The sequence below is a fragment of the Nonomuraea sediminis genome, assembly GCF_018531495.1.
In the GTDB taxonomy this organism is placed as follows: Bacteria; Actinomycetota; Actinomycetes; order Streptosporangiales; family Streptosporangiaceae; genus Nonomuraea; species Nonomuraea sediminis.
The window spans coordinates 336,873-355,335 of sequence record NZ_JAHDTI010000005.1 but is presented as its reverse complement, the minus strand read 5'-3'; the positions used below and the strand labels follow the sequence as shown (position 1 = coordinate 355,335).

General features: G+C 70.0%; 19 protein-coding genes. 6 read left to right on the top strand and 13 right to left on the bottom strand.

Annotated elements, in window-relative coordinates:
* Positions 1–82: 82 nt before the first annotated feature.
* Genes KIK09_RS26240 through KIK09_RS26230 form a run of 3 tightly spaced genes read right to left on the bottom strand, consistent with a single transcriptional unit; the run spans position 83 to position 3,572 of the window.
* The gene (locus tag KIK09_RS26240) at positions 83–1,093 is read right to left on the bottom strand and encodes an acetamidase/formamidase family protein (protein WP_214321998.1); all 1,011 of its coding nucleotides are present in this window, start codon (positions 1,091–1,093) and stop codon (positions 83–85) included.
* Positions 1,090–2,466 (bottom strand): APC family permease, encoded by a 1,377-nt coding sequence (locus KIK09_RS26235; protein WP_214321997.1) that lies wholly within the window; start codon positions 2,464–2,466, stop codon positions 1,090–1,092. Before KIK09_RS26235 ends, KIK09_RS26240 begins: the two co-directional genes overlap by 4 nt.
* Positions 2,467–2,492: 26 nt before the next feature.
* Positions 2,493–3,572, bottom strand: a complete 1,080-nt coding sequence (locus tag KIK09_RS26230) for a substrate-binding domain-containing protein (RefSeq protein WP_214321996.1) — start codon at positions 3,570–3,572, stop codon at positions 2,493–2,495.
* 94 nt (positions 3,573–3,666) lie between these two features.
* Between KIK09_RS26230 and KIK09_RS26225 the strand changes: the two genes are divergently transcribed.
* On the top strand, positions 3,667–4,095 hold the full coding sequence (locus KIK09_RS26225; RefSeq protein WP_214321995.1) for a MarR family winged helix-turn-helix transcriptional regulator: 429 nt from the start codon (positions 3,667–3,669) through the stop codon (positions 4,093–4,095).
* Between the two features lie 21 nt (positions 4,096–4,116).
* On the opposite strand, the gene KIK09_RS26220 is transcribed toward KIK09_RS26225, so the two are convergent.
* From KIK09_RS26220 to KIK09_RS26195, 6 genes are all read right to left on the bottom strand, one after another.
* Complete coding sequence (locus KIK09_RS26220; protein WP_214321994.1) at positions 4,117–4,956, bottom strand: MurR/RpiR family transcriptional regulator; 840 nt, start codon at positions 4,954–4,956, stop codon at positions 4,117–4,119.
* 62 nt (positions 4,957–5,018) lie between these two features.
* Positions 5,019–6,182 carry a cyanophycinase gene (locus KIK09_RS26215; RefSeq protein WP_214321993.1) on the bottom strand — a complete coding sequence of 388 codons (1,164 nt, stop codon included), beginning with the start codon at positions 6,180–6,182 and terminating at the stop codon, positions 5,019–5,021.
* Complete coding sequence (locus KIK09_RS26210; protein ID WP_214321992.1) at positions 6,179–7,291, bottom strand: M20/M25/M40 family metallo-hydrolase; 1,113 nt, start codon at positions 7,289–7,291, stop codon at positions 6,179–6,181. The genes KIK09_RS26215 and KIK09_RS26210 overlap by 4 nt, the downstream gene beginning before the upstream one ends.
* A complete protein-coding gene (locus KIK09_RS26205) occupies positions 7,291–8,037 on the bottom strand; it encodes an amino acid ABC transporter ATP-binding protein (RefSeq protein ID WP_214322170.1) in 747 nt (248 codons plus the stop codon). The genes KIK09_RS26210 and KIK09_RS26205 overlap by 1 nt, the downstream gene beginning before the upstream one ends.
* A gap of 14 nt (positions 8,038–8,051) precedes the next feature.
* Positions 8,052–8,894: an amino acid ABC transporter permease gene (locus KIK09_RS26200; protein ID WP_214321991.1), complete on the bottom strand. Its 843-nt coding sequence runs from the start codon at positions 8,892–8,894 to the stop codon at positions 8,052–8,054.
* Positions 8,878–9,813, bottom strand: coding sequence for an ABC transporter substrate-binding protein (locus tag KIK09_RS26195; RefSeq protein ID WP_214321990.1), 936 nt, complete (start codon positions 9,811–9,813; stop codon positions 8,878–8,880). The genes KIK09_RS26200 and KIK09_RS26195 overlap by 17 nt, the downstream gene beginning before the upstream one ends.
* Before the next feature lie 118 nt (positions 9,814–9,931).
* Here KIK09_RS26195 and KIK09_RS60135 point away from each other — a divergent pair, with 118 nt between their 5' ends.
* Positions 9,932–11,047, top strand: a complete 1,116-nt coding sequence (locus KIK09_RS60135; RefSeq protein WP_214321989.1) for a mandelate racemase/muconate lactonizing enzyme family protein — start codon at positions 9,932–9,934, stop codon at positions 11,045–11,047.
* Positions 11,048–11,065: 18 nt separating this feature from the next.
* On the opposite strand, the gene KIK09_RS26185 is transcribed toward KIK09_RS60135, so the two are convergent.
* On the bottom strand, positions 11,066–11,677 hold the full coding sequence (locus KIK09_RS26185; RefSeq protein ID WP_214321988.1) for a TetR/AcrR family transcriptional regulator: 612 nt from the start codon (positions 11,675–11,677) through the stop codon (positions 11,066–11,068).
* 57 nt (positions 11,678–11,734) lie between these two features.
* Between KIK09_RS26185 and KIK09_RS26180 the strand changes: the two genes are divergently transcribed.
* Positions 11,735–12,742 carry an MBL fold metallo-hydrolase gene (locus KIK09_RS26180; protein WP_214321987.1) on the top strand — a complete coding sequence of 336 codons (1,008 nt, stop codon included), beginning with the start codon at positions 11,735–11,737 and terminating at the stop codon, positions 12,740–12,742.
* A complete protein-coding gene (locus KIK09_RS26175; protein WP_214321986.1) occupies positions 12,727–13,098 on the top strand; it encodes a VOC family protein in 372 nt (123 codons plus the stop codon). Before KIK09_RS26180 ends, KIK09_RS26175 begins: the two co-directional genes overlap by 16 nt.
* Here the strand turns inward: KIK09_RS26175 and KIK09_RS26170 are convergent.
* Complete coding sequence (locus KIK09_RS26170; RefSeq protein WP_214321985.1) at positions 13,079–13,702, bottom strand: LLM class flavin-dependent oxidoreductase; 624 nt, start codon at positions 13,700–13,702, stop codon at positions 13,079–13,081. The two genes, KIK09_RS26175 and KIK09_RS26170, sit on opposite strands and share 20 nt — an antisense overlap.
* A gap of 84 nt (positions 13,703–13,786) precedes the next feature.
* Here KIK09_RS26170 and KIK09_RS26165 point away from each other — a divergent pair, with 84 nt between their 5' ends.
* Positions 13,787–15,181 (top strand): purine-cytosine permease family protein, encoded by a 1,395-nt coding sequence (locus tag KIK09_RS26165; RefSeq protein WP_214321984.1) that lies wholly within the window; start codon positions 13,787–13,789, stop codon positions 15,179–15,181.
* Here the strand turns inward: KIK09_RS26165 and KIK09_RS26160 are convergent.
* Together KIK09_RS26160 and KIK09_RS26155 are read right to left on the bottom strand one after the other, a co-directional pair.
* Positions 15,178–15,366: a hypothetical protein gene (locus tag KIK09_RS26160; protein WP_214321983.1), complete on the bottom strand. Its 189-nt coding sequence runs from the start codon at positions 15,364–15,366 to the stop codon at positions 15,178–15,180. The genes KIK09_RS26165 and KIK09_RS26160 overlap by 4 nt on opposite strands.
* Before the next feature lie 76 nt (positions 15,367–15,442).
* On the bottom strand, positions 15,443–16,711 hold the full coding sequence (locus tag KIK09_RS26155; protein ID WP_214321982.1) for a Glu/Leu/Phe/Val family dehydrogenase: 1,269 nt from the start codon (positions 16,709–16,711) through the stop codon (positions 15,443–15,445).
* Positions 16,712–16,920: 209 nt separating this feature from the next.
* Between KIK09_RS26155 and KIK09_RS26150 the strand changes: the two genes are divergently transcribed.
* Positions 16,921–18,450, top strand: a complete 1,530-nt coding sequence (locus KIK09_RS26150; RefSeq protein ID WP_214321981.1) for an alkaline phosphatase D family protein — start codon at positions 16,921–16,923, stop codon at positions 18,448–18,450.
* Positions 18,451–18,463 lie beyond the last annotated feature (13 nt).

Below are 18,463 nucleotides of genomic sequence, written 5' to 3'. Positions count from 1 at the left end.
AACGAAAATGATCAATGCCCTGACCTGCGACACCAGAGATTTTCCCGAGTCTGGACGATCGGCGCCCCTGCGGCCGGCCCTCTCAGCGGGTCGAGCGGTACTGGGTGGCGAGCTCGCGCAGCCTGGCGTGCGCGCCTTCGTACACCTCCGCGGAGTTCAGGTAGGACTTGGCTACTTTCGCGACCATGGTGTAGTTCGTGTCGCACACATTGCCGACCGGGGCCTGGCCCGCCTGGCTGATGAGCTGGTAGGCGTCCAGCTCGTCCAGCCCGGTCAGCGAGGCCGACCAGGTGACCAGGTCGTGCTGGCTGATGCGGTAGGCGTCCTCGAGCGGCCTGGCCGATCCGGTGGACATGAGGTGCCGGTCGTCCTCCAGGCGCGGCCACGGCGTCGCCACGCCCTTGATCAGCTCGACCGCGACGACCGTGTTCATCGCGGCCTCGATCGCGGTGCCGCAGACCTCGCCCTCGCCCTGGCGGCCGTGCCCGTCGCCGATGGCGAACAGGCCGCCCTCGACGTTCACGCCGAGGTAGAGGGTGACGCCCGCGCGCAGTTCTGGGGTGTCCATGTTGCCGCCGTGCGCGTCCGGGGTGATCGTCATGCGCGCCTCGTTGGCGGCGGGCGCCACGCCGACCGTGCCGTGCATCGGGTCGAGGGGGAGCTCCACGCTGAAGTCGCTGTTGCGCGCCTGGTAGATCGCCACGTTGCGGGCCAGGTCGAGGTCGTAGCGCCAGACCCGCTCCTCCAGGGCCGGCTGCAGCGTCGCGGTGGTGTGGGTGCCGGTCAGCGCCCCGAACAGCGGGAACGTGCTGGACATCGCCCAGTCGCGGGCCGGGGTGATCGAGACGAAGTGCAGGGCCAGCGTGTCGCCCGGCTCGGCGCCCTCCACGTGGAAGGGGCCGGTGACCGGGTTCAGGTAGGGGAACTCGCAGACCTGTGAGGGCAGGTCGTCGACCGACTGGACGCGCCCGCCGAAGCAGTCCTCGGTGTACAGCTCGATGATCGTGCCCGGCCGTACCTTGCCCACCGGGGCGCGCCCGCCGAAGGTGTAGCTGAGCTCGTCGGGCGAGGGGCGGTAGGACACGACGTTCACGAAACCTCCGAAGGCAGGGCGGGCCGGCGGCCCATGGCGTACAGGACGGCGATCGCGACGATACCCAGGCCCATCCAGACGAAGCCGAGGGTCTGCGCGTTCACCTGGGCGTTGATCACGACGAGGATCAGCACCGCGAATCCGATCAAGGGGACGAGCAGGTGGTTCACCCAATCGCGGCTGCGCTGCCGTACGACGTAGTGGACCACCACCGAGACGTGCAGTAGCAGGAAGGCGGTCATGGCACCGAAGTTGACCATCGAGCTGAGGAACGGGATGCCTTGATCGTAGAGGCTCATCCCGACGCCGATGGCCAGTGACAGGACGGCCACCGCGAACGTCGCGTTGATCGGCACCTTGCGAGTGGGGTGGACGCGAGCCAGGAACGAGGGCAGCTGCCGGTCGCGGGCCATCGCGAACAGCAAGCGGGAGGTGGCGGCCTGGGCGACGAGCGAGTTGGCGAATCCCCAGGCGATGGCCGTGGCAACGGCGGTCAGGATGGCAAGCCAGGGACCGCCCGCGTAGGACGACAGGTCGTAGAACGCGTTGTCCAGCACGCCGGACTTGGGTTTGGGCGCCAGCAGGTCGGCCCTGTTGGGCACCAGCAGCGCCGCGACCCAGGTCTGCACCACGAACAGCACCGCGGCCAGCGAGAGCGCGGCGACCATGGACCTGCCCAGGCGCCTGGCGTCCTCGCGGTTCTCCTCGGCCAGCGTCGAGATGCCGTCGAAGCCCAGGAACGACAGCACGGCGACCGAGGCGGCCGTCAGCACCAGCCCCCAGGAGAACGTCGAGGAGTCGTAGAGCGGGCTGAGCCCGCCCGCCGTAGCCTTGCCCTGCGCCAGCGCGATGGCCCCGATCACCAGGAAGATGGCCAGCACCACTAACTCGGCGACCAGCATGACGCGGTTGACCCTGGCCGTCATCTCGATGCCCAGGTAGTTGACCACCGTGTTCAGCACGACGAAGGCCGCGATCCACGCCCACACCGGGACTGCCCCGATGAAGGAGTGCATCGCGGTGCCCGCCACCAGGTACAGCAGCGAGGGCACCAGCACGTAGTCGAGCAGGATCATCCACCCCGCCAGGAACCCGACGGGCGCCGCGATCCCGCGCCCGGCATAGGTGTAGACGGATCCGGCCATCGGGAACGCCCGAGCCATCTGCGCGTAGGACAGCCCGGAGAACGCCATCGCGACAAGGCCGATGATGTACGCGAGCGCCACCATCCCGCCGGAGCCGGCGAAGACGGTGCCGAAGATGCCGAAGGGGGCGATCGGCACCATGAAGATGAGGCCGTAGATCATCAGATCGGCGAAGCTCAGCGATCGCTGGAGCTCCTGGCGGTAGCCGAACTGCTCGATGGAGGTCATGGCCTGCACCTTAAGGCTAAAGCTTTCTACTGAAAAGGTTTCTCTAGAAAGAATTCGATGCCGTCCGCCCTGCCCAGGTGCACCCGCTGCCTGACCTGCCGATCCACCAGCGTCAGCGGCCCGCGCGCGCTGGTGATCGTCGTCCCGTCCGCGACTGCGTCCACGGCCGGTACGGCGAGCGTCCCCGCCCTGCCCGCGAGCGCGGCCAGCATGGTCACCGCCTCGTAGCAGCCGTGGCCGTGCGCGTTGAGCAGGGGCGCCTGCGGGCCGAAGCGGGCGGTGTACCGCTCGGCGAAGGCCAGGCTGGCATCGGTGGCCAGGTCGCGGAAGTACCCCATCGACGCGTACAGCTCGCCGGTACCGTCGCCGCCGATGCCGAGCAGCCCGTGCTCCTCCAGCGCGCCGCACAGCCTGGCCGCGCCCAGACCGGCGGCGGCGTAGGCGCGGTTGAAGGCCACCAGGTCGCTGCCGATCAGCGTGAGCAGGATCGCGTCGGGTCTCGCCTCGGCCACGCGGTCCACCCACCGGGCGGCCTGGCCGTACCTGACGAAACGCTCGCCCACCACGACGGCGCCGCGCTCGTGCAGCAGGCGGCGGGCGGCGGCGTTGACCAGGCGCGGCCAGACGTAGTCGTTGCCCAGCAGGAACCAGCGGCGCGCGCGGTGATGCGTGACCAGCCACTCGATGCCGGGCTCCAGCTGCCTGGCGGGCGTCTCGCCGAGGAAGTAGACGCCGGGCGCGCGGCCGCCACCCTCGTACGGCGGGGCGTAGACGAACGGCACCCGGCCCCCCATCGCGTCGACGATGGCCACGCGCGTGTCGCTGGCGTGGGTCCCGGCCAAGGCATCGACCGCCTTGATCGCGATAAGTCCCGATATTTCGGCGGCGACCTCCGCCTTGTCGCGACCGCCGTCGATGAGCACCAGCTCGACCGGCCTGCCGAGGATCCCGCCCGCCGCGTTGATCTCCTCGGCCGCGAGCACCGCGCAGTTGATCGCGCACGGCCCGACCAGCCCGAGCACCCCCGAGACGGGCACGACGAGACCGATCCTGAGCGCGTCCGACGGAAGGAGGCGCGCCTCGAGGGGATCGACGATCGGCGCCACGCGACGAGTATCCTCCGAGACAGACCCGCTCGAAAGGACCTCACATGACCGAGCTTGTCGAGGTCATCGACATGGGACCGGCGAAGGAGGGCTCATGACCGTGACCGGGCTCGGATCCTCGCTGGCGTACCTGCTCAGCCGGGCCGAGCGGAGCGTCAACAGGGGGCTGGCGGCGGCGCTGGCGGGCGAGGACGTGACCGTGGAGCAGTGGCGGATCCTGCGCGCGCTGGCCGACGGGCGTGGGCACTCGATGGGTGAGCTGGCGGCGGCCGTGCTGATGCCGCACCCGACGCTGACCAAGGCGGTCGACCGGTTGATCGACCGGGCCCTGGTCTACCGCGGGCCCTCGGGCGGCGACCGTCGGCGGGTGGCGGTCTTCGTCTCCGACCGCGGGCACGACCTGCTGGCCCGCGTCGAAGGCGCCATCGCCGACCACCACCGCCACATCGAACAGGCCTTCGGCACCGAGCGCACCGAACAACTCATGCGCGCCCTGGAATCCCTCGTCCAGTCCCTCGACTAGAGGATCGATCCCAAGGGCTGATCAGTACAGCCCCGTCTCGTGGGCAGCGGTGTCGCAGTCGAGGACATGCTGGCGCGCGGCCTCGCCGAGGGCCGCGAGGACTCCGGCGATCATGGTCTCGACGATTGCCAGGGCGGGGACGAGCGATTCGTACTGCGAGCTCGGCAGCACGCTGTCGGCCATGGTCGCCACGGGGGAGAGCCGGGCGTCAGTGAACAGCACGAGCTTGGCCCCGCGCCCGCGCGCGTAGCGGCCCAGGTCGAGCAGCGGCGGGTCGTAGCGCTGGAAGTCGAAGACGACCACGGTGTCGCGTCTGGACAGCGAGGCGAGCGTGGCCGAGCGCTCCAGCAGCGGTTCGGGGATGGGCAGGATCTCGTCGCGGAACTGCGCCAGATGGGTGGCGAGGTAGCGGGCGAGCATGCCCGACATCCGGCCACCGGTCAGCAGGACGCGGCGGCGCGGGTCAGCGACCAGGTCGATGGCGCGCTGGAGGTCGTCCGGCGGCAGCGCGGCCAGGCTGTCCCTGATCCCGGCGCCGAAGATCTCCGCGCTGCGGTCGATCAGGGCGTGGGTGGTGGGCTGGGTTCCCGCCAGGCCCGTGGTGTCGTAGAGGGGAAGGGGCGAGGAGGCCGGGGTTTCGATCTCCTCCAGCAGCACCTTCTGGAACTCGGGGTGGCCGCGGAAGCCGAGCCGCTGGACGAACCTGATGACCGTGGGCGCCGACACCTCGGCGGCCTTGGCCAGTTGGGCGACGGTTTCGAGCCCTGCCGCCGGGTAGCGGGCGAGCAGGGCCCTGGCTACCCGGCGCTCGGCGGGGCCGCATTCGCCCATCCGTTCCCTGATCTGGTCGGCGACTGCCATGGTTGTTTGCTCCCCCTGCGCAAGGTGGGTACCGCCCGGGCTGGGCGATACCCAGATCATCCCTACTTGACGTGGACGGCGAACGCCAGTCCGGTGAACGAGCCGCCGTAGTTGACGAAGCCGGAAAGCTTCGACAACTCGACGGTGAACTGCGGGCCGGTCTCCGCCGAGTCGCCGGTGGTGCTCGTGCTGCGTCCGGATCCGGCCAGGTCGACGGCGGAGGCGACGAGCGCGCCCGCGCCGAAGATGTCGGCCGAGGGCGCGGCGGCGGCCTTGTCGGCCGGCGCGACCGGGGCGTGACCGGGGATGACCGTGCGGGTCGCCGGGTTGTAGGCATCGCCGGCCTTCAGGTAATCCCAGCGCACACCGCTGATCGACCAGCGCCCGCCGACGGTGCCGACGGTCGCGGGCGCCAGGTCCAGGACGCTGACGCCGTTCTGGCCGATGACCGTCATCTGGCCGGTGCCGGAGATCTCCAGCGCGGTGTTCTCGTCGACGCCGTAGACGCGGTCGTGGCCGGTGTCGGCGGCGAGCCTGATCGAGCGTCCGTGCCGGGAGCGCGCGCCGAAGTGCGTGTCCACCAGCCCGGAGGTGACGAAGCCGAAGCCGCCGGCGGGCAGGTAGCCGAGCTGCTCGTCGGTCGGGTACCAGCCGACCACCGCGCCGTCGCGGATGCCGCGGTAGCTGTCACCACCTGTGATCATGTCGGGGCCCGACATGATCTGCATGCCGGCGCTGGTGCCCGCGAGCGGGGCTCCGGCCTGGAACTTGGCCCGGATGGCCGCCAGGACCGCGCCGTCTGTGCCGTCGGAGTGGATCATGACGTTGACGTAGCGGATCTGGTCGCCGCCGGTGAAGTAGAACCCGGTCATGCCCTGCGCCAGTGCCACGTTGGCCGGGTCGTCGCCGCTGCCCGTCTTCTTCTCGGTGACCGGGATCCACACGGCATCGGCCGCGCCCGCGGCCTTGAGGTCCTTGATGGCGTCCTTGGCCGAGGAGTTCGGTATGGCCGACGACGTGCTCAGCACGCCGATCTTCGCGTTCGCGCCGCCGGCGAGCCGTACGACCTCGGCGAAGATGTCCGGGTCGCTGTTGGCCCCGCCGATGAGGACGAGAGTGCCGGGCGTCGCGGTGATCCGCTTGGGGGCCGCCACAGCGGCGGTCACCGGAGCGGGGGCGGCCAGCAGCACGAAGGCCCCGACCAGTAACGCCAGTGCTCTTTTCATGGGAGTTCCTTTGTCGCCAGATGGGTGATGAGTTCCGCGAGCAGGGTGACGCGGGGGGTGACGCTGGCCAGGTCGAGCCATTCGGCGGGGCTGTGGTCGGCGCCCCCGACCGGCCCGAGCCCGTCGAGCGTGGGCACGCCGAGAGCGGAGACGAGGTTGGCGTCGGCGATCCCCGCGGTCGCGACGGCGGCGACGTCGAGCCCCCGCGCGGCGGCCAGGCCGACGGCCACCGCGGCCAGGTCCTCGCTGGGTTCCATGGGCGGGCAAACGCCGTGCCGGTGTCCGGTCGCGCTGGTGCCCTCGACGTGGGTGGTCGCGACGAGGGCGTCGATGTCGTCCAGGACGCGGGTGAGCCGGTCGGTCGTGACCGCGCGCACGTCGACCTCGAGGACGGCCTCGGGGCAGACGACGTTGGGCCGCGACCCGGCCCGTACGACGCCGACGTTGACCGTGGTCCCCGCGGCCGGGTCGTTGAGTGACTGGAGGGCGATGACGAGGTGGGCGGCCGCGAGTGCCGCGTTGGCACCGCGCTCGGGTTCGATGCCCGCGTGCGCGGCCCGTCCGGTGATGGTCACCCGGACGTCGGCGCCGCCCTTGCGTGCCTTGACCAGCGACCCGTCCTCACGTGCGCATTCCAGGCAGAGCGCGTAGTCGGCCTCGGCGGCCAGTTCCGCGAGGACGGGGTGGCTGCCTGGCGCGCCGAGTTCCTCGTCCGGAGTGCAGCAGAAGACGAGGTCGGCGTCCGCGTCCAGCGCGTCGACCGCGGCGAGCCCGGCGGCCAGCCCCGCCTTGTCGTCGCATACCCCGGGCCCGTGGGCGATGCCATCGCGTACGGTGAACGGCCTGGCCGCTGCCGTACCGTCGTCGAAAACGGTGTCCAGGTGAGCCAGCAGCAGAATCCGGGGCCCCTGCCCCGGCCGCCGGCCGACCACGACGTCGCCGAGCGGCACCCCGTCCACAGGCGGCACGGCAACGCGTTCCACGGCGAAACCGAGCTCGACGAGCCGCGCGGCGGCGAAGTCGCCGACCCGGTTGACCCCGGCGGCGTTCCACGAGCCCGAGTCGATGTTGACCAGGTGTTCCAGGTCGCTCAGAAAGCGTTCGAGCATCACAGGACCTTGGACAGGAACGCCCGGGTGCGCTCCTGGGCCGGATCGGTGAGGACCTGGCGCGGGTCGCCGGACTCGACCACGACGCCGCCGTCCATGAAGACGGCCACGTCGGCGACCTCGCGCGCGAACCCGATCTCGTGCGTGACGACGATCATCGTCATGCCGTCGGCCGCCAGGTCGCGCATGACGTCGAGGACCTCGCCGACGAGTTCGGGGTCGAGCGCCGAGGTCGGCTCGTCGAACAGCATCAGCTTGGGCCGCATGGCCAGGGCGCGGGCGATGGCCACCCGCTGCTGCTGTCCGCCGGACAGCATGGCCGGATAGCCGGCCGCCTTGTCGCCGACGCCGACGCGGTCCAGGAGCTCGCGGGCGACCGCGATGGCCTGGTCCTTCGGTTCACGCCGTACGCGCACAGGGGCCTCGATCACGTTCTCCAGGACGGTGAGGTGCGGGAACAGGTTGAAACGCTGGAAGACCATGCCGATGTCGGCGCGTTTCCTGGCGATCTCGCGCTCCCGCAGCTCGCGCAGGCCGTCGCGGTGCGTGGCGTAGCCGACGAACTCGCCGTCCACGGCCAGCCGGCCGGCGTCGATCTTCTCCAGGTGGTTGATGCAGCGCAGGAACGTGCTCTTGCCGGAACCGCTGGGCCCGAGCAGGCACATGACCTGGCCGCGCTCGACCGTCAGGCTGATGCCCTTGAGCACCTCCAGCTTGCCGAAGCTCTTGCGCACGCCCTCGGCCATGACGAGCGGGTGGTTCACGTCCGCGACCTGCCCTTTCCGTAACGGCGTTCCAGGTAGTACTGCGGGATCGACAACAGCGAGGTCATGGCGAGATACCAGATGCTCGCGACGATCAGCAGCGGGATGACCTCGAAGTTCTGGGCGTAGACCTGCTGGAGGTTCGTCAGCAGGTCGGAGCCGGCGATGACCGAGACCAGCGCGGTGGTCTTCAGCATCATGATCGTCTCGCTGCCCATCGGCGGGATGATCATCCGCATCGCCTGCGGCAGGATGATCCGGCGCAGCGTCTGCCCCGGCGTCATGCCGAGCGAGTGCGCGGCCTCGTACTGGCCCTCGTCGACCGAGAGGATCCCGGCCCGGATGATCTCCGCCGAGTAGGCCATCTCATTCAGCCCCAGCGCGAGCAGCGCCGCGACCATGGGGGTGACCAGGGAGTTGGTGTCGGCCGACCAGAAGGTGAGGTCGGTGAACGGGATGCCGATCGAGATCTGCTTGTAGAAGGCGCCGAGGAACCCCCAGAAGATGATCTGCACGAGCACCGGGGTGCCACGGAAGATCCAGATGAACAGCCAGGCCAGACTGGACAGCACCGGGTTGCGCGACAGCCGCATGACGGCCACCACGACGCCCCCTGCCAGGCCGATGACCATCGAGATGGCCGCCAGGTAGACGGTGACGCCGACGCCCTGCAGGGTGAGGTCCTTGAGCAGGTACTTGCCGACGACGGCCCAGTGGATGTTGGGGTTGCGGGCCAGCGACCACAGCAGGCCGGCCAGGAAGAACGCGGCGAGCGCCGCCGCGACCAGCCTGCCGTGGTGACGTACCGGCCGGATCCTGACGTCAGTCGATGGCGGCATTGACCGTGGCCTTGTCGATGGCGATGGAGGCCGCGCCGTACTTTGCGAGGATCTTGGCGTAGGTGCCGTCGTCCATCAGGGACTGCAGGGCCTTCTGGATGGCCGTGACGAGCGTCTGGTCGTCCTTCAGTACGGCGATGCCGTTCGGCGAGGCGTCGTAGCCGCCCAGCTCGGCCGCGTCGTCGACGACCTCGAAGGCGTTGCCCCCGTCGGCGGTCGAGGCCAGGTAGATCGCGGCGGGCTTGGTCATCAGGTGGCCGCTGACCTTGCCGGACTTGAGCGCGAGCTGCCCGTCGGCGTCCTTCTTGTACTTCTCCAGGACGACCGGCTGCTTGCCCGCCTCGGTGCACAGGTGCTGCCGCTTCTCCACGGCCTTGACCTGGTTGGTGGCCGCCTCCACCGAGATCTTCTTCCCGCACAAGTCGGTGAAGGTCTTGATGCCCTCCGGGTTGCCCTTGGCGATCAGGACGCCAGTGCCCGACTTGGAGTAGTCCACGAAGCTGAGCACCTTCTGGCGCTCCCTGTTGTCGGTCATCGTCGACAAGATGATGTCGAACTTGCCGGCCTGGACCGCGGGGATGATGCCGTCCCATGCCTGCTTGCCCCACTCGAAGGTGGTGCCGAGCCGCGCCGCGATGGCCTGGCCGAGGTCGTAGTCGAGGCCGGTCATCTCGCTACCGCCCTCGGTCACGAACATCATGAACGGCGGGTACGGCGGGTCGACGGCCACCCGGACCTTGCCCGCGGTCTTGATCTTCTCGGGCAGTAACGCGGTGAGCGCGGGGTCGGCCTTGACCTCGGTTCCGGCGATCTGCGTCGTCTTGGGGGCCGCCGCGGGCGCGGGGGTGGCGGTGCTGCAGGCCGCGGCCAGCAGCGCCACGGCGGCGAAGGTGACTATCTGGGCCTTCTTGGCGAGCATGGACGAACCTTTCAGAAGAGGTTGAGCAGACGTTACATTTTTCGCCCGATCATGCCAAGATGTAATGAATGAAACATTACTGTATGTAACAATAACGAGATATTTGGAGGCATAGGCCGTGACATACCGCATTTCGGCCGTCGACGTCTTCGCCGTCCGCCTGCCGCTCCGGGAGCCGTTTGTCATCTCCTACGGGACGTTTCCCGACGTCCCGACGGTGCTTGTCCGGGTGCGCACGGCCGAAGGGGCGCAAGGCTGGGGGGAGGCGACCCCGGATGCCTTCGTCACGGGCGAGAGCTACGCCTCGACGACCGCCACGGTGCGTGATCTTGCGCCGGTCTTCATCGGCCACGACGCGAGGGATCTGGAGTCCGCGCACCGGGAGATGGACGCCAGGGTCACCGGCGTGCCCACCGCCAAGGCCGCCTTCGACATCGCGCTGCACGACCTCACCGCCCGGATCGCCGGGCTGCCGGTGTGGGCGCTGCTCGGCGGCCGCACCAAGGACCATCTGGCCATCTCGCGGGTGGTGTCCATGCGGGAGCCCGGGCAGATGGCCGAGGACGCCGCCGCCCACGTGGCTGCAGGGTTCCGCACCGTCAAGATCAAAGTCGGCTCTGATCCGCTGCTCGACGCCCGCCGGGTCGCGGCCGTGCGCGAAGCGGTCGGTCCGGAGACGGGCATCAAGGTCGACGTCAACCAGGGCTGGCAGAGCGCGGGTCGGGCCATCGCCGCGATCCGCGCCTGCGAGCCGTACCGCGCGCTCTACTTCGAGCAGCCGGTGGCCGCGTGGGACCTGGAGGGTCTGGCAGACGTACGGCACGCCACCGGGGCGACGATCATGGTGGACGAGGGCTGCCACACCGCCAGGGACCTGCTTCGGATCGCCGGGCTGCGAGCCGCGGACATGGTCAACATCAAGCTCATGAAGTGCGGCGGGCTGCTGCCCGGGGTGAAGCTCAACGCGATCGCCGAGGCGGCCGGGATCGGCGCCATGGTCGGCACGATGGTCGAGTCGTCGATCGCCTCCGCCGCCGGGCTCCACCTGGCCATCGCGCTCGCCAACATCCGCAACGCCGAGATGGGCGGCCCCCTGCTGACCGCCGCCGACATCGGCGATGCCGGGTCATGGTACGCGGTCGACCGCATTACCGTGCCCGACCGGCCCGGCCTGGGCATCACCGTGGACGAGACCGCGCTGAAGTCGTTCACGGAGGCGTCCTGGAGCTACTGATAGCCCCCGCCACACCGCTCAGCGGATGAGGGTTTGGGCGAAGTGGGCGGCGTGGTGGGTGATGCGGTGGCGGGCGGTTTCGCGTTGTTCGGGGGTGGCGCTGTCGTGGAGCCACAGGAGGCGGGCATGGGCGATCGGCGCCAGGAGGGCGTAGGCCAGGTCGTCGGATGAGCCGAGCGACGGGTCGAGGTCCCAGGAGGCGAAGACCTCGGCGAGGTGGCGGAGGGCCTGCTCGATGCCGGCGGCGAGCATGGGGTCGTGGATGAGGCCGTCACGGGCCACCAGGCTCATGACCTGGCGGGCCCGGGGCGTGTCCCACGCTTCCAGCACCTGGGCGGCGAACGACTCGACGAACTCCGCCGGATCCGCGGGCGTCGAGGAGATCGCGACCGTCGCCACCTGGGGTCCGGCCAGTTCCATGGCGGCCTCGTAGATCGCCTGCTTGCCGTCGAAGTGGGCGTACAGGACGCTCTCGCTCAGGCCGACCTCGCGGGCGATGGCCCTGATGGAGGTCCCCGCGTAGCCGCGCTGGGCGAACAGCCTCAGTGCGGCGTCCACCAGGGCCGTCTTGGTGTCCCCGGCCTCCGCCTTGGGCGGGCGGCCTGGCCGGCGCCCGATCGTCGTGCTCACGAGGCCATTCAATCATGGGCCTGATAAATAAGCGATCGTTCGATTATTTTTACAGGCATGCCGATGTCACACATTCCCGACCGCGAGATCGCCGAGCGTCCCGACGGATACGGCGGTCCGAACCTGTCACCCACCGGCCTGCGCCACCTGCCGCACGCCTTCGCCGACGGCGTCTACGCGCTGATGGCCAACATCCCGCCCAAGGACAACAACGGGCTCATCGCCGGCAGCCGCGCCGCGCTGGTGGTCGACGCGGGCATCACGCCGGAGGTCTCCCGCGAGCTCCAGAAGCTGGCCGGCGAGCTGACCACCAGCCCCGTGCGCTACCTGGCCAACACGACCTACCACGGCGACCACACCTTCGGAAACGCCCAGTTCCCCGACGACGTGGTGATCGTCACCTCGCGCGCCAACAAGGAGAACATGGCCGACCTCGCCTACGAGAAGCAGGTCAGGGCGGGCAACATGTACGGCGACGAGGCCATGTTCGACCGGATCACCACCTGGCGCACGCCCGACCTGGTCTTCGACTCCTACGCCGAGCTTGACCTGGGCGGCAGGCAGGTCCAGCTGTGGCACTTCGGTCCCGGCAACGGCCCGGGCGACACGGTCGTCTACGTCCCCGACACGCGTACCGCCTGGACGGGCAACTTCGTGTGCCACGCCGGCACCGCGCACATGCTGCTGCAGGGCGGCCCGCTGCCGTACCTGGACTCGCTGCGCGCGATGCGGCGGACGCTGCCCGACCTGGACACGATCGTTCCCGGCCACGGCTCGATGGGCGACGGCCACGCCGCCATCGACGCCCTCGTCGGCTACCTGGAGCGCCTGCACGAGGAGGTCGCGGCGGCCGTCGAGGCGGGCAAGCCGCTCGAGGAGGTCGTCACCACCGACCCGTGGGAGCAGGGCCTCGACCCCCGCCTGGCCGCCGCGCTGTCCGGCTACGGAGAGCGGGCCCAGCAGGGCATGCTCGCGCTCTGCCGTGACCTGCACCGGCTCAACGTCCTGGCCACCTACCGTGTCTACACCGCCGGACATACCGTGGAGACATGGCTGTCGACCTGAACCACACGATCGTGCCGTCCCGCGACAAGCGCGCCTCGGCCGAGTTCCTCGGCGAGATCCTCGGGCTCGAAGTGGGCAAGGACTGGGGGCCGTTCACCCCGCTCGAGACCAGCAACGGGGTGACGCTCGACTACATGGAGTCGGACGGCTTCCAGCCGATCCACTACTGCTTCATCGTCACCGAGCAGGAGTTCGACGAGATCTTCGAGCGCATCCGCGAGCGCGACCTGCGCTACTGGGCCGACCCGGGCCACACCAAGCCCGGCGAGATCAACCACCTCTTCGGCGGCCGCGGCGTCTACTTCGACGACCCGAACGGCCACAACATGGAGGTCATCACCGCCCCGTACGCGTGATCTGTTCCGTACGGCAAGCCGCCCCACCGTCCGCCCGCCGTACTCCGGCCGAGGGCCCGCGCGCGGCGCTCGCGGCGAGTCGATGACGCTGGCCCGCCGTAACGACGCCATCCAGCCGTGGCATGCGGGTTACCGACCCCAGCGAGCCGAGGACGAGCGTCGGCAGGTCAGGACTTGGTGAGCAGGGCGAGGGAGGCGATGCGGTCGGGGGTCCAGGGGCCCTCGGTGATGAGGATCGTGTGGTCGATGCCCAGGTCGTGGAAGTCGTCCAGCTTGTGCGCGAGGGCGTCGGCGGAATCCTCGAGGCGGGCGCTGACCGTCTTCTCGACGGCGTCGTAGGGGCGGCCGACGGCTTCGCAGTGCCGGGTGAGGACCTCCAGCCCAGCCGGACCTGCCGCGTGCGGGCCGCCAGGTAGCCGAGCGTGGTGTAGGCCTCCAGCATCGGGTCGTCGATCGAGCCGCCGGGCGCCACCATGATCAGGTGGTCGCCGACCCAGACGGTGTCGATCCCCGCCTCGTCGGCCGCCTCGACGACCTTGGTCAGCCGCTGGGCGAGGGTGCCCGGAGGGTAGGAGAAATCGGTGAGGTTCAGGCTGAGTTTCATGCCCTCACCTTCCGCTCGCGACGAAGGGAACACATCGCCCATCCGGTGATGATTCGGGTAACCCCCTGGGTGTACCGTCCGATCATGGACACCATGGCCGTGGAGCAGAACGGCATCAACGCGGTCACCCTCGAGGAGCGGCACGGCAGGCCGAGAGACCTGTTCTGGCCGTGGGCGGGCTCCAACCTGTCGCTGTTCGGGGTCGCCTTCGGCGTGTACATCGTGGGTCTCGGGCTGGGCGTGTTCCCCGCCATCATCACCGGGGCGGTGGGCTACCTGCTGTCGTTCGGGCTGGTCGGGCTGGTGGCCGTGGCAGGCACCCGGTCGGGCGTGCCCACGATGACGCTGGGCAGGGCGGCGTTCGGCTACCAGGGCAACAAGCTGCCGGCCGTACTGTCCTATGTCTCGAACGTCGGGTGGGAGACCGTGCTGGTCACGCTGTCGGCGCAGGGCGGGGCGGCGATCCTGGGGCGGCTGGCGCCGGGGCTGAACCCGACGGTGGCGACCGCGGCGTGCTTCGCGGTGGCGGCGCTGGTCGTGATCGCGGTCGGGGTGTTCGGGCACGCGATGATCATGGTGGTGCAGCGGTACCTGACGTACGCGTTCGTGGTGCTGACCGTCGTCTACATGGTGCTGATGGCGCCGAAGCTGGGCACCAGCCTGTCGAGCACGGGCGGCGCCGGGGCCTGGGTGGGCGGGATCATCTTCGCGATGACGCTGCTCGGGCTCGGCTGGGTGAACTGCGGTGCGGACTACTCCCGCTACCTGCCCGCCGACTCCAAGCCGGGCTCCGTGGCGCTGTGGACGACGCTGGGCGGGGCGCTGCCGCCGATGGTGCTGCTGGTGTTCGGCGTGTTGCTGGCCGGGGGCGATCCGAAGCTGGCGGGGGAGGCGTCGATCGACCCGGTGGGCGCGCTGGCCGGTGCGTTGCCGACCTGGTTCCTGCTGCCGTACCTGCTGACGGCGATCGGCGGGTTCCTGGCCGGGGCGATCATGGACATCTACTCGTCGGGGCTGTCCATGCTGGCGCTCGGCGTGCCGATCCGCCGGCACTACGCGGTGCTGGTCGACGGGGTGCTCATGGTGCTCGGCGGGTACTACCTGCTGTTCGTCTCCGACAGCTTCTTCGGCACCTTCCAGGCCTTCCTGGCGATCATCGGGGTGGCGATGGCCGCCTGGGTGGCGATCTTCCTGGTCGACATGTGGCGCCAGCGCGACGGCGGCCGCTTCTACGACGAGCGCCTGCTGCGGGCCGGGGCTCCCGCCGTCAACTGGGCGGGACTGATCTCGCTGGTCGTGGCCTCGTTCGTGGGCCTCGGGCTGATCACCTCGACCGACCCGAACATCGCCAAGGTGGTCGGTTTCCTGATGAGCGACGCGATGAAGCACGGGACGTTCGGCAAGGCCAACATCGGCGTCGTCGTGGCGCTGGTGCTGGCCGGCCTGCTGTACTTCGTGCTCAAGCCGCGCCGGCGCTAGGCGTTGTCCTTGGCGTGCTCGCCCCAGATCACCAGGACGGCCCCCGCCAGGACGAGTCCGAGGTACGCCCAGGAGGGGATGTCGACCCAGCGGTGGAGCAGCCCCCACGGGCCGTCGGAGAACGTGCCTCCGACGAAGCCGAGCAGGCCCTGGATGGCGACGAACACACCGATGATCTGTCTCATGCGCCCAACGATCGCAGGCCCGCCCACGGTCCGGCATCGGACCATGGACGGGCCAGGGGGGCTACTTAAGTAGCGATCAGGGGTAGAGGCCGCGCATCTGGTGCGCCTCGGCGACGCGGCCGACGCCGATCACGTGGGCGGCCTGGCGCAGGGTCAGGGCGCGGTCGGTCGCCAGCGACCTGACCTCGCCGTAGGCGCCCTCCATCAGGTCGCGCAGCTTCATCTCGACCTCGGCGGCGCTCCAGGAGTAGGCCTGCATGTTCTGCACCCACTCCAGATACGACACGATCACCCCGCCGGCGTTGGCCAGGATGTCGGGCACGATCACGGTGCCGTTGGCGGCCAGGATCTCGTCGGCCTCGGGGGTGGTGGGGCCGTTGGCGCCCTCGACGATGAGGCGGGCCTTGATCCGCGGCGCGTTCTCCGCGGTGATCACGCCCTCGAGCGCCGCCGGGACCAGCACGTCCACGTCCAGCTCGAACAGCTCGTCGTGGGAGAGGGCGTCGGCGTGGCGGTAGCCGTACACGCCGCCGGACTCGGCCACCCAGGCGCGCACGTCGGAGACGTCCAGGCCCGACGCGGAGTAGATCGCGCCGGAGATGTCGGACACGGCGACCACGCGGCAGCCGGCGTCGGCCAGGTACTGTGCGGCCAGCGCGCCCACCTTGCCGAAGCCCTGGACCGCCACGCGCGCCCCCTCGGGCGAGCGGCCGAGCGCGGCCAGCGCCGCGATCTGCACGCCGCGCGAGGTGGAGCCCGCCCTGCCCAGCGAGCCACCGAGCGTCATCGGCTTGCCGGTCACCACGCCGGGCACCGAGTAGCCGGTGTTGACGCTGTAGGTGTCCATGATCCAGGCCATGGTCTGCTCGTCGGTGCCGACGTCGGGGGCGGGGATGTCCTTCTCGGGGCCGATCAGCGGCAGGATCTCGTTGACATAGCGGCGGGTGAGCCGCTCGAGCTCGCGGGTGGTGAGCTCGGTCGGGTCCACGGACACGCCGCCCTTGGCGCCGCCGTAGGGGATGCCGACCAGCGCGCACTTCCAGGTCATCCACATCGCCAGCGCGGTGACCTCGTGGATGTCGGTGCTGGGATGAAAGCGGATGCCGCCCTTGGCAGGGCCGCGCGAGACGTTGTGCTGGACGCGGAAGCCCTGGACGACGTCCATCCGCCCGTCCTCGCGGCGGACGGGCACCGACACGGTCAGCGACCGGCGGGGCGTGGCGAGCATCGTGCGCAGGCCGTCGTCGAGGCCGAGGTGTTCCGCCGCCTGGCCGAGTTGGTGGAGTGCGGAATCGAGGGCTTGCCGCCCAGGAGCCGTCGCCGTTGACGGCACCATGATGGTCATGGGAGAGATTCCTCCTGTTATGGACGCCCAAAAGGCGGGAGAGGCGCCATTGCCTAACCCAATTGGGCGTTCTTTTCTGGATCATCCTAAAGCGTTGCCGAGGAGATCCTGTTGTCCATAAATCCAAGCCGCTCATCGGCGTGCTGGGAACGCACCACTCTGGCAGGCTGGAGATCTGTAGTGTGCCGATCTGTCACATCGGGGGTGCGATGCAGGCGCTTTTGGTCGGGCCGATGCTCCGCTACGTGGACTCCACCAGCGCGTCCATCTGGGTGGAGACGGCCATGCCCGGCACCGTGACCGTGGAGGCGGGCGGCCGGGCCTACGACGACCGGACCTTCACGGTGCACGGGCACCACTACGCGCTCGTCGACCTCACCGAGCTGGACGGTGACGTCGACTCCTACCGGGTGCTGCTGGACGGCGAGCAGGTCTGGCCGCTGGACGGCGCGCCGCCCAGCCGGATCCGGCTCCTGCCGCCCGGCGGGCCCGAGCGGATCATGTTCGGCTCCTGCCGCACCAGCGTCCCGAACGACCCCTCCCACGTCCGCACCCACGGCGAGGACGTGCTGCGCAGCTTCGCCCGGCGGCTGAAGGAACTGGACGAGCGGCCCGACCTGCTGATCATGCTCGGCGACCAGGTCTACGCCGACAACCCCTCAGCCGACATGCTGGAGTTCATCCGGGCACGCCGCTCCACCGAGCCCACCGGCGAGATCGCGGACTTCGAGGAGTACGCCGAGCTCTACCGGCGCGCCTGGAGCGAGCCCGACATCCGGTGGCTGCTGTCCACGGTGTCGACCGCGATGATCTTCGACGACCACGACGTGCGCGACGACTGGAACACCTCCAAGACCTGGCGCGAGCAGATGGCCGCGACCCCGTGGTGGCACCGCCGGGTGGTGTCGGGGCTCGGGGCGTACTGGATCTACCAGCACGTGGGCAACCTGTCCCCGGCCGAGCGGGCGGCCGACCCGCTGCTGGCCAGGCTCCGCGAGGGCGACTCTGCCGCGCTCGACGAGTTCGCCGACCGGGCCGACGCCGAGCCCGCGAGCACCCGGTGGAGCTACGCCCGCGACCTCGGCGGCACCCGGCTGATCATGATCGACACCCGGTGCTCCAGGCAGCTCACCCCCGGCGACCGGCGCATGCTCGACCCGGGGGAGTGGGACTGGCTGCGCGAGCAGGTCACCGCCCCCGCCGAGCGGCTGGTGATCGGCTCGTCGATCCCGTTCCTGCTGCCGGAGGGCGTGCACCACCTCCAGAACTGGAACGAGGCGCTGTGCGACGGGGCCTGGGGCAGGCTCGTGGCGCGCTGGTCGGAGAGGTTCCGCCAGGCCATCGACCTGGAGCACTGGGCGGCCTTCCGCCGCTCGTTCGACGACCTGGCCAGGCTGCTGATCAAGACCGGCAGGCCGGTGGTGATCCTGTCCGGCGACGTGCACTTCTCCTACCTGGCCAGATCGCGCAACATCCGGCAGGCCGTCTGCTCGCCGATCCGCAACCCGCTCAGCCTCGTGCTGCGCCTGGTCAACGTGGTCAGTCAGGTCGCTCTGGCCGCCGCCATCGGCGGCCTGCTGGCCAGGGCCGCCGGCCTGCCCAGGCCGCCCATCCGGTGGCGGCTCACCGACGGGCCCTGGTTCCAGAACGCGCTGGCCACGCTCACGCTCCCCGACGAGGTGACCTGGCACAGCTCCACCGGCGACCGGCTGCGGCCGCTCGGGTCCGCGCGGCTCTAATTGGTGGGAACCG